Source organism: Paenibacillus sp. GXUN7292, from assembly GCF_050864975.1.
GTDB lineage: Bacteria > Bacillota > Bacilli > Paenibacillales > Paenibacillaceae > Pristimantibacillus.
Map to the genome: position 1 here is coordinate 135,459 of NZ_JBOZWO010000007.1, position 14,501 is coordinate 149,959.

The 14,501-nt window shown below is 44.0% G+C and carries 11 protein-coding genes; 6 read left to right on the top strand and 5 right to left on the bottom strand.

Annotated elements, in window-relative coordinates; genetic code table 11:
* Window positions 1-18: 18 nt before the first annotated feature.
* From ACRRU2_RS08965 to ACRRU2_RS08985, 5 genes are all read right to left on the bottom strand, one after another.
* Complete coding sequence (locus ACRRU2_RS08965) at window positions 19-1,434, bottom strand: YycH family regulatory protein (RefSeq protein WP_432500886.1); 1,416 nt, start codon at window positions 1,432-1,434, stop codon at window positions 19-21.
* Window positions 1,434-3,281 carry a cell wall metabolism sensor histidine kinase WalK gene (walK, locus tag ACRRU2_RS08970; protein WP_432500888.1) on the bottom strand — a complete coding sequence of 616 codons (1,848 nt, stop codon included), beginning with the start codon at window positions 3,279-3,281 and terminating at the stop codon, window positions 1,434-1,436. The genes ACRRU2_RS08965 and walK overlap by 1 nt, the downstream gene beginning before the upstream one ends.
* A gap of 2 nt (window positions 3,282-3,283) precedes the next feature.
* Window positions 3,284-4,021: a response regulator YycF gene (gene yycF / locus ACRRU2_RS08975; RefSeq protein WP_331697534.1), complete on the bottom strand. Its 738-nt coding sequence runs from the start codon at window positions 4,019-4,021 to the stop codon at window positions 3,284-3,286.
* A 180-nt stretch (window positions 4,022-4,201) separates the two neighbouring features.
* Window positions 4,202-5,788, bottom strand: coding sequence for a peptidoglycan DD-metalloendopeptidase family protein (locus ACRRU2_RS08980; RefSeq protein WP_432500891.1), 1,587 nt, complete (start codon window positions 5,786-5,788; stop codon window positions 4,202-4,204).
* A gap of 140 nt (window positions 5,789-5,928) precedes the next feature.
* Window positions 5,929-6,609 (bottom strand): hypothetical protein, encoded by a 681-nt coding sequence (locus ACRRU2_RS08985; RefSeq protein WP_432500893.1) that lies wholly within the window; start codon window positions 6,607-6,609, stop codon window positions 5,929-5,931.
* Between the two features lie 360 nt (window positions 6,610-6,969).
* On the opposite strand from ACRRU2_RS08985, the gene ACRRU2_RS08990 reads away from it, so the two are divergent.
* The 6 genes from ACRRU2_RS08990 to ACRRU2_RS09015 all read left to right on the top strand — a co-directional run bounded on the left by ACRRU2_RS08990 (window position 6,970) and on the right by ACRRU2_RS09015 (window position 14,430).
* Window positions 6,970-8,730 carry a cache domain-containing sensor histidine kinase gene (locus tag ACRRU2_RS08990; RefSeq protein ID WP_432500895.1) on the top strand — a complete coding sequence of 587 codons (1,761 nt, stop codon included), beginning with the start codon at window positions 6,970-6,972 and terminating at the stop codon, window positions 8,728-8,730.
* The gene (locus ACRRU2_RS08995; RefSeq protein ID WP_331697538.1) at window positions 8,723-10,345 is read left to right on the top strand and encodes a response regulator; all 1,623 of its coding nucleotides are present in this window, start codon (window positions 8,723-8,725) and stop codon (window positions 10,343-10,345) included. The genes ACRRU2_RS08990 and ACRRU2_RS08995 overlap by 8 nt, the downstream gene beginning before the upstream one ends.
* A gap of 93 nt (window positions 10,346-10,438) precedes the next feature.
* A complete protein-coding gene (locus ACRRU2_RS09000; protein ID WP_432500898.1) occupies window positions 10,439-11,788 on the top strand; it encodes an ABC transporter substrate-binding protein in 1,350 nt (449 codons plus the stop codon).
* A 61-nt stretch (window positions 11,789-11,849) separates the two neighbouring features.
* Window positions 11,850-12,731, top strand: coding sequence for a carbohydrate ABC transporter permease (locus ACRRU2_RS09005; RefSeq protein ID WP_331697540.1), 882 nt, complete (start codon window positions 11,850-11,852; stop codon window positions 12,729-12,731).
* Between the two features lie 21 nt (window positions 12,732-12,752).
* Entirely contained in the window at window positions 12,753-13,580 is an 828-nt protein-coding gene (locus ACRRU2_RS09010) for a carbohydrate ABC transporter permease (RefSeq protein ID WP_331697541.1), read from the top strand.
* Between the two features lie 25 nt (window positions 13,581-13,605).
* Window positions 13,606-14,430: an MBL fold metallo-hydrolase gene (locus ACRRU2_RS09015; protein ID WP_432500901.1), complete on the top strand. Its 825-nt coding sequence runs from the start codon at window positions 13,606-13,608 to the stop codon at window positions 14,428-14,430.
* Window positions 14,431-14,501: the final 71 nt, after the last annotated feature.

Below are 14,501 nucleotides of genomic sequence, written 5' to 3' on the forward strand. Positions count from 1 at the left end.
TACCTTCACCCCGCCAACCTAATTTGCTTGTTTATCCGAAAGCTCTTCCGCGGACTCATCAGACTTGCTGTCAACAGCCTGCCCCACAGCTTTCTTATCTGCTTCCTCCTGCTGCTCACTCGGCAGCTTGCCAGGCTTAAAGCCTGCAGGATAAGCCTCCATCAACACTTGCTCAGAGCCGTCCTTAAGCTTGATTGCCCATACCGGAACGAATCTCATTTTACTGTCATCAATAGGCATTGCTTTCAGTGCCGGGAATAACCCGACGATGTCTTTTCGATTACGATGAGCCTTGAGCTGATCCTTTAACGTCTGTCCGCCTGGAAGCCACCGTGCTTCTCTCTCCTCGGCGGTACTGCTTAATGTAATAAGCGAACGGGCATATTCCGTTACGACGCCTTGCTGCAAAGTAAGCTTCATATAACCATAACGAAATGGCGGAAGCTCTATAACTGGATACTGCTCAATATATTTACGGAATGTAACATATTTTTCCGAGCTGGAGGAAACAGGGTTAACAAGACGATTAACACCATCCCATCCGCCATGCTGGTTAATAAATTCTATAGATGCATATACATTCTCGCTTATATGACTGGAAGTGCTTTGTGAGGCAGCCGGATTCGTATAATTAATCCACATGCCATTTTGCTCAACCTGCAAACCGCGCTTGCCGTCTGTATATATTAATGAGCCGCTGCGATCTTCTACAGCTAGCGTTGTGCTTGGATCAAAAAAGTTACGCTGCATTTGCTCAGGAGAATAGGCTTCATAATCAAACACCATTTCCGTTGCCTGAATGGGCTCAGTCGGAATATACAAACCATCTGCAGTCATTTCGTATTTTGGCAAATATTGTCCAAATCCTACGTAATCCTGTACATCTCGCACGGTTAAGTCGGCTCGTACCGATTCGTAAACGATTTTGTTGCCGCTGCTGAAAAAGAAAGTGCGCACTTCTTCGGTATCTGCCACCTTGTAAATCCATATACGATCTATTTTTTCATTTAAAAACAAAAGATCGCCTTCAAGCTTCAACAGCTTTTGCAGCAGTTCTACAGCAATGCCATTGGAAAATCGCAGCTCCAGCCCGATATCGTTTTTACGAACATCGTCCCAATCAATCATCGATTCAGGACCGCGCTGGAAGCCTTTAAATTCACGGCCAACGATGCGCTGCTTCAAAATCATATCGTAAAATTGAGTGCCGGGATCGAGAACAGTGTGTGTATTTTCTCCAAGATGAATAATAATTTTTTCAGGAAAAACTAAACTTTCAACCGACGATGATGCTCCCATCGGCTCCGTATTGACATAATCTTGATCGCTGCGCATCGTTGCAGCGAGGCCAGGCATGCGATATACAAGAAAATAGCTTTGCAGCAAGCTTAGCCCAACAAGAAAAATAAGCGCTGTCGTTTTTAACTTTTCCATCAAGCCTGCTCTCCTCCTTCGTGCACTAACGGAAGAGTAAACGTTACCGTAGTTCCTTCATTCAGCTCCGATTGCAGCGAAATCGATCCGCCGTGCGCCTTCACGATTTCCCGGGCAATCGAAAGTCCAAGTCCTGTCCCGCCCATGTTGCGGGAACGAGCTTTATCAACGCGATAAAACCGTTCAAAAATACGATTCAAATCTTTATGCGGAATGCCTATTCCTGTATCCTTCACGCTAATTTCAAGATCAGATTTATTTGCTGACCGCTTTGCGGCCATTACGATGGAACCGCCATCCAGTGTATATTTTATCGCATTGGACATTAAATTATCGAGCACCTGGTCAATCTGATCCCTATCCATCCACGCGGTCTTAAGACCTCGCTCAACTGTTACAACCGCTCTTATTGATTTCTGGCGCAGCTGGAAGGAGAAACGGTCTGCAACCTCATCAAGCATTTCATGCAAATTGATACGCTGCTTGCGAAGCGGTCCTGTATTGGAATCGAGCCTAGACAAGTGCAGCAGGTCGGTAACCAATCGGATCATCCGCTCGGTTTCGTTGCTGATTACCCCTACAAAGCGCTGCGACAGCTCCCTCTCATCGAGCGCTCCATCCTGCAGCGCCTCGGCGTAGCTTTTAATCGTCGTCAGCGGCGTTCTAAGCTCATGAGAGACGTTGGCAACAAATTGCCGTCTCGATTGCTCCAGCTTTTCCTGCTCCGTTACGTCTTGAATAACCGCTATTGTTCCTACAATTCCTGCATCTCTGCGATGAATCGGTGTAAAAGTAATTCGAAGCAGGCTGTCTTCTTTGTCATCCTCTGCATCACCGGTTGCACTGCTTCTCATAATAACCGTTTGTCTGCGCCCGCTCATCAGCTCTGTTTGATTTTCCTCCGTAAGAGCGAGCAGCTCCCACAAGTTGATGCCTTCACACTTCTTGATCTGCAGCAGCTCCAAGGCTCTGCGGTTCCATACGATTATATTGTCATGCTCATCAGAAGCTAGCACGCCGTCACTCATATTGGAAAGAATAGAGAACAGCTTCTCATTTTCCTCCTCATTAACGGATAATGCTTCCTTAAGCCGAATAGTCATCTCATTAAAGGCCATGCTCAGACGGCCAATCTCGTCGTCCCCCAGCACCGGTGCCTGCAAATCGAAACGCCCTTCGGCAACAGCTTCCGCCTGCCTGGTCAATCCTTGTATCGGACTTGTTATCGTATGCGACAACACAATGCCAAGCACCCCGGTTAAACCAAGGGCTATCAACGTTCCAGAAATAAAAATTTGATTGACTCGATTTACCGTCTCGTACAATTCAGTCATTGACGCCACCACATAGACGGCGCCAACGACCTTGTCATTATGTACAACCGGTTGAGCGATCATTTTTTTGCGGATATTGTCTTCATCAATAATTTCTTCCTCGTTATCGGAAATATTTTGCAATGCGCGGCTAACTGCCAGCGACTTGTTTTTCTTTCCGATATTCGATTGATGCACCTGCAATGACGTTGCTACTATTTTTCCATTCGAATCAAGCACCTGTACTTCCGTGCCGCTAATGCTGAACAAATTGCGAACAATGAGATTCAAATCCTCTGTTGTGCTTTCTGCGGAATCACCCTCCGCTTCTACATTAGGCGACAAGCTGGGAGCGGCGAATTTAGACAAAATATCGGCTTGCTCCTTTAAATTGCTTGTAAAGCTCGTAATCAGGGAATGCTTAACAGTGCTTATAAAATAAACGCCGATTAACTGCATGGCTACAAGTATAAGCAGCAAGTATATGATAACGAGCTTTACTTGAATAGTACGAAAAAAGCTGGATATTTTCATGCTTAACCAAAGCCTCCACTTTTGGCGTTGCGCATCATATATCCAAGCCCTCGTCTTGTCATAATATATTCAGGACGACTTGGATCATCCTCAATTTTTTCACGTAGTCGGCGGATCGTAACATCGACAGTTCGTACATCTCCAAAATATTCAAAGCCCCAAACCGCCTGCAGCAAGTGCTCGCGGGTCATGACCTTGCCGCTGTTGCGAGCCATATAGTAAACAAGCTCGAATTCACGGTGCGTCAAATCAAGCGGCTCACCGTTTTTATATACGACATACATATCCGTATCAATAAATAAATTAAACAGCTTCAAGCCCTGCTGCTGTTCCTGCTCTTCTGAAGCATCCGGCGACTCTGCCAGCTCATTTGTTTTTTGCTGTCTGCGCAAATGAGCCTTCACACGGGCAAGCAGCTCCCGCGTACTAAAAGGCTTCGTCACATAATCATCGGCACCCAGCTCCAGCCCGAGCACTTTATCAATTTCAGTATCCTTTGCCGTCAGCATAATAATTGGCATTTGCAGCTTAGCTCTTACCTCTCTGCAAACATCCATGCCATCCTTAAGCGGAAGCATCAAATCAAGCAGCATCAAATCAGGCTTTTCTTCAAAAGCCAGCCGCACTGCCTCGGCGCCGTCAAATGCGCAAATCACTTGATGACCTTCCTTTTCTAAATTAAATTTCAGTATATCTGCTATCGGCTGCTCGTCATCGACCACTAATATTTTTCCGTGCATCGTTCCACCGCCTGTCCGCTTATCCTTAATAATTCTATTCTAACATACGTCTAGTGCTTGTTCATAAATATAATTATATATTGTCCCTTTGTCAGCAAAACAAAAACACTGCCCATCCGTAAGCTGGAACTTAATGTCCACAGATTATGGCGAGCAGTGTTTAAAATAATGAGTATAAGTTTATAAGTACTTTAACGGGTTTTGAGCAACGCCGTCTTTATGAATTTCGAAATGAAGATGCGTTCCAGTGGAGTTGCCTGTGTTGCCCATAATAGCAATCGCAGCGCCCTTCTTCACTTTATCGCCTTTGCTAACCTTATAGGAGCTCAAATGGCCATACACTGTTTTGTAGCCGTTTTTGTGATTAATAATAACGGTATTGCCCAGACCGCTCTTTCTGCCAACAAATTCAATTTCGCCGGCATCGGATGCAAGAATCGTTTTATTGCCTGTAAAGTCTACGCCCTTATGCAGACGGCCCCAACGTTGACCGAACTTGCTCGTAATACGGTAATTGGTAACCGGCAGAGCGAATTTGCCTGAGCCTTCTCCGATGACTACCATCGTTCCTTTTTCGACAATTTCAGGAACCGGCTCTAGCAGCACTTCCTTGCTTATAAGCTCTTCGCTAACGACATAGCCGTTTTCCTTGGAAATGCGGTATGTTAAACGCTGCGAGCCTTCAACACCTTCCTGGATTACTTTCGATTGTCCAACTGGCATTGTGTTGTTCTTCTGTACCTCTACAGGTGCCGCAATCGCTTCAACCTCGACCAAGCTCTCCGCTGTTCGAACGGTAATCTCAGGCTGAATGGCTGTTAAATCAAGCTCATCGCCTACACGAATCATATCGTCCTTGATCCAAGGGTTATTCTCGTAAATAACCTGTGGGGAAATATCAAACTTGTGGGCAATACATCCTACGCAATCGCCTTTTTGTACGACATATTTTGTAGGCTTAGGCGAGCCTTCCGTCAATCTTTTATATAACTGCTCCGGATCCTCAACCGCTTCCGGGTCGATATTTGTGTTATTCAAGTCTACCTTCTCAACAAACTCTACTTCACTGACTACACGGCCAGGTTTAACTTCTTCGTCAGCAGCTGCATCTGCGCTCTTCTCATCATCGCCATCCTTATTATAGGATAGAGCCATTACTGAGCGAGGGTTTTTGCTTTGTGCAACTAACTCCGGAGCATACTTGCCTTGAATGCGAAGCAAAATGCTGTCCGCTGTTTCCTGGTCCTTTACTACACCGACTACCTTGCCATCTACCTTGACTTCAACGCCTACCGCATAAGAGGTAAACATAGAACCTAGCTTCGACAGTGTCGCGTCAGCATCGATTTGCGGCTTAAAAGCACTTTCGCTTTCATATGTAATCAATCCAGTATTCAATTCCATCTGAAGATCAGGATTAGCTGCTTTAACTTCGCTTAGCTTGCTGGCAATCAGCTCATCCACTTGCTCTGTGCTGCTAACGGTTCCTATTTCCTGTCCATTCATAGAAACATGGAAAAATTCAAATGTATTTGCTTTGATATATTGAGTGTATTGTTGATAGCCTATTAGACCAGCAGCTGTCAATAAAATGACTGCCCCGCCAATAATCTGAACTGACTTTCTACGCCAAAGCGGTGCTGCAACTGCTGCGGCTTCTTGTTGATCACTCTTGCCCTTCAAGTCTTGCGAGCGCGTACCACGAACATACTGAATCGTTTGATTCCAGAATTTCTTAATACGACTCATGTCCCTGAAATCGGTCATGATTGTCTCCTTTTCGCACTTCCGCTGATAGATTTACGAGTACAAACGAGAAAAAAGACGAATTCTCCCGTTGGAGCACTCGCCTATTACTGTATCATATCATTCTTTAATGGGGCAACCTTTACAAACTAAACACAAAATTAATATTTTTTCAGAATATTCATCATTTCCTCGTATTCAGCCTTATCCAGATGCATCGCCATCAGCTGCTGAATCGTCGAAAGCTCTTGCTCCGTTACGCCGTCTTCGACGATTTCTGATAGCTGCTGCCATGTTTCTTCCGGCAGTTTGCCTACCAGCATCGCAAATAATTGCTCCTTATCCGCAGGGCTGATGCTATCCTTTACGGATGTTATTTCCTCCATAGTCATAGCCGTATCTACGCCATCTATATCCGAGCTTCCTTTATTTCCGTTAATGAGCGGGTCCAGATCCCCTTCGTCATCTGCGCCAGCAGGATCCGTTTGATTGCCGTCAATTTCTGTATCCGTTTCTGTTTCCGATTCCGTTTCCGTTTCTGTTCCTGTATTCGTATTATCAGACTCAGAATCGCTCTCAAAGCTGTCTGGAAGCTGACCAAACACTTCTACTGCATCACCCGGCTCCTGAGTGGAATTTGACTTAACTGGCGGGTTAGCTCCCCACAATGTCCCCCAAAAACCGGATACTACGACAGGCTTCGTATCAAAAGGGATATTATATTGCTTCAATAACGAATCCAGATAATGGGTTACAATAATACCCGTTGTCCATATCGTTATCGTACTGATGAGAATGACTGCTGCCGCCAATTTGATTATCTCTATAGCGCGTTTAAACATACCCTCACTCCTTCCTCCGACGAACCACTATTCCTCCCGCCAGAGCAGACACATTTCATAGAATAACGTTTCACAATATCTAGTTATCTTTCATTATGGTCAACATGAAAGAGTTGCATACCCGTCTTGCTGCCTTTCGATTTCACTTTATTGGACAGCTGTTTCTGTGAAAATATCCTTTTTTTATGTAATTTAAACTATGATATTTTGGTAAATGGACATATGTTTTTTCCTTGCTTCTTGTCTGCGCCTCATTTCAGTCCTATAATTCATATCAAATTATTATGCTGTCAAGCAGAAACGGCTTCCGCCGTCCTTATACTTTTTATATGTTCAGAAAAGGAAGGATGAACAAAGCAGATGAAAGCGATTGCGTGGTTTCGCAAACAAAAAATTCAATACAAAATTATTATTATTTATGTTCCGCTGGTGCTCATTCCCCTTTTATTGCTCAGCTTTTTTTCTTACAAGATCAATACGGACGCTGTTATTGCCCAAACCAAAAAAAATATGCGGGATGAGTCCGGACTTATAACGACCCGTATTGATGCCATATTGGGAGCAGCTGAAAGCTTTGCCAATAATGCGATGCTCGATTTGAACAAGGAAGCCGGACTAAAGCTGCAAGACGGAGCACCCAAGCCTATGACACAAATTCCTATCAATCCGGATTATATTATCCGCAACCAAATAGAAATGAAGCTGGACATCGCCAAGCTTATTTTTCCGGAGGTAGAATCCGCTGTTTTTGTTGACCGCAGCTACAATGTTTATGTGACCGATCATCGGCTTGTTGCAGGCTCTATCAAGGGATTCTCCAGCCCGATGTTTGAAGCTGTTGCTGCCAGCAACGGATTGCCCATTTGGTTTTCGATGGAAAAACGTGAGTTTTGGTCGCTTGCTCCCGAGGAGCCGGTGCTTACTGCAGGCAAAAAAATATATGACACCGAATCGCTTGATTTACTTGGTTATTTATTCGTCAACATTAATGAGAAAACACTATCTTCTGTCTATGCTCCAGTAGGGCCTGTGCAATCGAATGGTTACTACATTACAGACAATCGAGGAATGATTATTTCCTCCTCCCGAAGTGAGCAGATTTTACAACCTGTCTTATCCGACTCAGAGCTAGCAGATCGTTCAGACCAATTTTTGCGGAGCACGATGCATTTTGACAAGATGGATTGGACGCTCGTCAATGAAATTCCGCTCATGGAGCTAACAAGGCAAACCCGTAAAGTATCCTCCGTTATTCTAATTGCTGCCGGCATCTGTTTGCTGCTTGCTTTGCTTGGCGCTATTATTCTTTCCAAAGCAATTGCTTCGCCAATTATTTCTCTTGCCAAGCATATTAATCGGATCCGCGACGAAAATATAGACCGTCCGGTCCAGGTAAGGAGCAGTGATGAGATCGGCATTCTCGGTGCGGGACTTAATATGATGCTTGGCAGAGTGAACGATCTTCTTATACGAATTAAGGAAGAACAGCAACAAAAGCGCGAATACGAACTTGCCTTAATCCAAGAGCAAATAAAGCCTCATTTTTTCTATAACACATTGGATTTGATCTATGTTTTGTGCAAATCTGGCGAAAGCGTTGAGGCAAGCCGGGCTGTCAAGGCACTTGCCGATTACTATCGAGTAAGCCTTAGCAACGGGAAGGAAATCATTTCAATTCGGGAAGAAATTCGCAATGTGAACAGTTATCTTTATATTCAAAAGGCTCGTTATCCGGATATGTTTACCTTCTCTGTTCATATTCAAAATGAATTGCTGAACGGCTCCATTCCCAAATTGACGCTGCAGCCGTTAATTGAGAATGCGATTTATCATGGGCTGAAAGAAAACGGAACAGCTGGGCATATATCCGTCACTGGCGTTATGCACCAGCAAATCATACAATTAAAAATTACCGATGACGGACTTGGCATTGCTCCGCAAAAGCTGGCTGGACTGTTACAAGGTGATAACAATGAAGATTCCTTCGGTCTTCACAGTGTACATGAGCGGATCAAGCTTTACTTTGGCGACCAATATGGCGTAACCATAACCAGCAGGCAAGGAGAAGGTACAACAGTGCTGCTGGAATTTCCGATGATTGGAGAAACTCCTTATGTATAAAGTTATTTTTGCAGATGATGAAGCGGTTTACCGTAAATTTCTTTGGCATGTCATTGATTGGAGGGCGCATGGCTTCCATATCGTGGGGGAGGCTGGCAACGGCAAAGAAGCGCTTGAGCTCATTCGGGACAAACAGCCGGACATTGCACTGCTTGATATTAATATGCCGTTTATGAACGGCATTGATTTGGCTGCTGCTATTAAAGAGCAGTTCCCACATACAGCTATTCTGATGATAACGGGGCATAGTGAATTCGAGTATGCTCGCCAGGCGCTTAAGCTGAATGTGGATGATTATATTTTAAAACCATTCGATGAGGACGAACTGCAAACTGCGCTTGCCAAGGTGAAAAGCAAACTTGAAAAAACAAGACAAGAGCATAATAAAGCATTAAAAGAACAAACCGTTTGGCGTGAAACTATGCTGAATCAATTAATTAGCAACGAGTTTTCAGAAAATAATGATTTGATGCGTGAGCAAATTACAGCTTATCTCCAACAAACCGATGGGGTATTTCAAGTGTTCACAGTCGAAATTGATCATTTGCAGGATCACGAACCAAGCGCACATGATATTCGGTTATTTAAATCGATTATTGCCAACTTGCTTCAAGATTTAATTAAGATCGACGGTCAATTTTATATTGGCAACGGCCCGGAAAACAGAGTCGTGCTGTTGCTTCAATTCAACAAGGAGACAACACGATACGATCATACCGCATTATTGTCGAAAGAAGAGGAGGAGCAAACGAACGCGGCTTTGTTAAAGCTATGCTCACTGATTAAACGGCATTTCGGATTTAGTGTAACGATCGGTGCAGGCAGTGCCGGGCTTGGTCTATCCTGTATTCGCAGCTCATACAAGGAAGCCGTAATTGCTCTTTCGAACAAAATGACGATGCAGCTTGCCGATGTGCTCTATTTTGAGGAGATGAAGCAACGCTTCGCCAATGCAGGCTTCTATCCAAGCGAAATTAATGAAAAGCTGCTAGTTCAACTGCGCAGCCACGATACAGCGGGAATTGAGAACAGTTTAAAAACGATTCAAGCACATGTCACTTCACATCAGCTGGCAATGGAATATACACAGCTTATTTTATCCAGCCTCGTATCATTAGCGCTTACTTATATTTATGAATTGGGCAAATCAACGGAGGATATGCTGCTAGAGCAGTTTTCTCCGCAGGATGTGCTGGAGCAGCCATCACTCGAAGCAGCTTTCGGCTGGATCAGGGAGCTCTATATAACGGTATGCGATAAATCCAAACAGTCGAAGCCTTCCAAATCCAACCGTTTACTCAAACAGGCACTGGCTTTTATTCAAGTTCACTACACCAACAGTCAATTAAAGGTGGAGGATGTAGCCAAGCATGTCTATATACAACCTCGTTATTTGCTCAAAATTTTTAATCAAGAGCTGGGCAAAAGCGTCAGTGACTATATTTTGGAACTGCGGATGGAGCAGGCAAAAAGCTTGCTCAGCAGCGGACAAAATTTACGCTTGACCGATGTAGCCGAAATGAGCGGCTACAATGACGCCAGCCATTTCAGCAAACGATTTAAGAAATATACAGGCTTGTCACCAAGTGAATTTGAAGTGCTCCGCTCAAAATAGAACGTAAAAAGACATGGATGTTCCGAATCGTCCATTATCGATTCCAGCTCCGCTATATACAATAGGCTTATCACGTAACTAGGGGGAATAATCATGCAAGCCAAAAAAGCTTCACTGTTACTGTTTGCAATTATGCTAGTAATGTTAACGCTTTCCGCATGTGGAGGCGGCAAGGAGCCTGCTCCATCAAGCAATCCGTCCAATACAGAGAAAAACAATAATGCCGAAACGAAAAACCCGCCGGACAACAGCGGTGAAACTGTCAAGCTTAACTTCTACGCTCAATACAGCGGCTTAGAAAAAGGAGTTTATGATGCAGCGCGCGACGAGCTGAAAAAAGTGATGCCGAACGTTGAAGTAGAATTTGAAGTAGCTGCACAGGATGATGAGCAAAAAATTAAAACATATGCCGCAGCAGGCACTTTGCCAGACATCTTCTTTGCTTCCAGCGGCTTGATTGAGACGTTGAAAAAATCCGAGCATTTGATGATTCTCGACGAGTATGTAGAAAAACACAATATTGAATCTTTGCTGAACGAGTCCTCCAAACCGATGCTTCGCAATAAGGATGGGCACTCCTACACAGTACCAAACGTTGGTCAGTGGGCAGGCGTTATTTATTACAACAAAGATTTATTTGAAAAGCACAATGTAAAAGTTCCAGAAAACTATGATGAGTTTTTAGCAGCAGTAAAAGCTTTTGCAGCAACAGATATTACTCCTTTGTCTGTATTTGCTAAAGAAAAGTGGCCTGGTGTTCTGCTTTTGGATATGGCAACTGTCGGCTACGATGTTGAAGGCATCAAAAAATTGGACAATGGCGAAGGGAATTTCTCTGACGAAGCATTCTCCAAAGCGGTTCATAAAGTAGCCGAGCTGGTTTCTGCCGGTCTTTTGTCCAAAAATGCATTTAACACGACTGCAGACGATGCCAATGCATTGTTCACCTCCGAAAAAGCAGCGATGTTCGTTAATGGCTCATGGGGAATGGGCAGCATAGAAGAAAAGCTTGGCGATAAGCTGGGCATGCTGTTCACACCACTGAAGGATGCTGATATTGCCGACAATGTGAAGTGGAATGTAAGCGGCGGCGGTTTCAACCAAGGCTTTGCCGTATCTAAAAATTCCAAGCACAAAGAAATCGCAGCTGAATACGCGGCACTGTTCTCTATCGAATTTGCCAAGCAACGCGTTATTCAAATCGGCGACCCGAACTCTATCTTGGTTGAAGATATCGAGCCTAACGGCGGATTCACGGCTATTCAAAAATTTTATGCGGAGCAATCTGCTAATTTCCAAACGATGACTACTTTCGCTTGGGGTTATGAGAATGCTAAATTCAAGACGATGATCGAGGATAACTCGCAAAAACTGCTAGCAGGTCAATCGCCAGAGAAATTTATTGAAGAAACGAACAAGGCGTTAGAGCAAGCGCGCAAATAATGACCAACAGCAGGTTATCCCGGTGCTAACCGGGGTAACCTGTTATTTCGAGGAGGACCCTATGACTGCAAAACAGAAATACAGACTGGCTGTCCTTGTATTTACTGTCCCTACCCTGCTATTTTTCACTGTCATGGTTGTCTATCCAATCATTCAAACCTTTCAGAAAAGCTTCTTTGATTGGAACGGTCTGACGGCACCGGTTTATATCGGCACAGATAACTATACAAGACTTTGGGAAGACGATGACTTCTGGGTTTCCTTAAAGAACGGGTTCATCTTTGCCTTTGTACTCGTTATCTATCAGATCGGACTGGGCACCGTGCTCGCAATTGCGATGAGTTCCAAGACATTGCGTGGACGCAAATTTTTTAGAACAAGCTATTTCATCCCGGTTGTATTGTCAGGTGTTGTTGTTTCTCAATTGTGGATCGCGATATATAACGCAGATGGCGGACTATTGAACAGCTTGTTTTCCTTATTCGGGTTTAATTATCAGCAAGCATGGCTTAGCGGAGAGCATACTTCGATTTGGGCTATTGCATTTACTAATGCTTGGCAAAATATGGGTGTCCATTTGGTGCTCATTTATGCTGCGATCAAATCCATTCCTGAACATTTGTATGAGGCAGCGACGCTCGATGGCGCCTCCTTTTGGAAAACCCATACACGCATCACTATCCCGTTATTAGGCGAAACCTATAAGTTCTGCTTAGTTATAGCTATTACAGGCGGGCTGAATGCTTTCCAAAACATGTTCGTTATGACCAATGGCGGACCTGGCAATATCTCATACACCTTTACATTTATGATGTACAAAGCCGCCTTCCGTTCCGGTGAATACGGCTATGGCTCTGCAGCTGCTGCTGTGCTTGTTATTCAATGTTTGATTATGACGATTCTTATTAACAAATTAATAGCACGAGAGAAGATCAGTTACTAGGACGGGGAGGATCATATGTTAATGCGAACATCCAAGAGGGCGCTGGCTTACGGTCCGTTATCCTTCTATGTCATTGTCAGCCTGTATCCGCTAGTTTGGCTGCTCTTTTATTCCTTTAAAAACAATGAAGAAATTTTCTCAACTAACGTTTTTGGAATACCGGAGATTTGGCGGATTGAAAACTACAAAAATGCTTTTGCGGCGTTTGATCTTATACTGCACTTTAAAAACAGCTTAATTGTCTCAGCAGGAACGGTCGCGATTACTGTATTTTTAGCATTAATGTTTTCATATGCTACCGCCCGCATGACATGGAAATTTTCTGAGATCAGCCGGATCTATATGACAGCCGGTATGTTTATCCCGATGCAAATTATTTTAATTCCTTTATTAATACTAAACAGACAACTTCATTTGCAAGATACGTATTTAGCTGTAATATTGCCTTATGTAGCCTTTCAGCTATCGTTTGCATCCATCGTCTTTTATGCGTTTTTCCGATCATTGCCTTACGAAATCGAGGAATCGGCAGCTATTGATGGAGCAAGTATTTATACGACATTCTTTCGTATTATCTTGCCGCTTGTTAAGCCCGCTGTTGCTTCTGTCAGCATCTTCGTTTTCTTGAATGCATGGAACGAGTTTTTAGTAGCGCTTGTTATGATCAGTAAAACTGCGCTCAAGACAATACCGCTTGGTTTGCTCTATTTCCAAACACAATTTACTTCAGATTGGGGAGCGATGGGAGCTGTCATGGTTCTGTCCACTTTGCCTACCATTATCGTATATTTGATTTTCTCTGAGCAAGTGGAACGGGCACTGACAGTCAGTTCAGCTGTGAAGGGCTAACGTATAGGGATTGGAGGTCAAGTCATTGAAACTGCAGTTATTGGGAACCGCTGCTTTTGAGGGAATTCCTTCATTATTTTGTACTTGTGACTTATGTAAAAAAGCTATTCAGCTTGGCGGCAAAAATATTCGTTCCCGCACATCCGCTATGATCGACAATGAGCTGAAAATCGATTTTCCGCCAGATTCCTTGCATCATATGCACCGTTTTGGACTCAATTATGAGCAAGTAAAAGACATCCTATTCACCCATTCTCATTCCGACCATCTCTATGCGGAAGATCTTGCTGCCCGCTTGCCGGGCTATGGCAAATCGCTCGACCATACATTACAGCTTTATGGAAACGATCTTGTCCTATCCAAATGTATGCATATACTGGCTGTTAACGGTGGCTTGCAGCAAAAGTTCCAATTGAACAGACTGCAGCCTTTTGTAAGGACAATGCTGCAAACGGCCAGCATAGTTCCTCTGCCGGCAAGCCATGATCCCCTGGAGACCTGCTTTATCTTTTATATTGAAAAGGAAGGGAAAGCCATTCTATATGGGCATGACAGCGGGGATTTCCCTTCTGATGTGTGGGAATGGCTGGAGCAGGAAGCTCTGCCGCTCGATTTGGTTGTTTTGGAGTGTACAATGGGTTACAACCATTATCGGCTTACTCATATGAATGTTGACGCTGTATTGGAAACAGTCGCCAAGCTGCGCCTAGAGCAATTATTGAAACAAAATGCACCAGTCATAGTCACACATTTCTCTCATAATGCACAATTACTGCATGAAGACTTGGAAGCTATTTTCGAACGTCATGGCATTACAACAGCGTATGATGGCTTAATTGTAGAAATATAAAGTGAAGAAAACCCGCCAAGCGGATAAGGAACATTTCGTTCCTCTCCATCTGGCGGGTTTTATCCATTCCA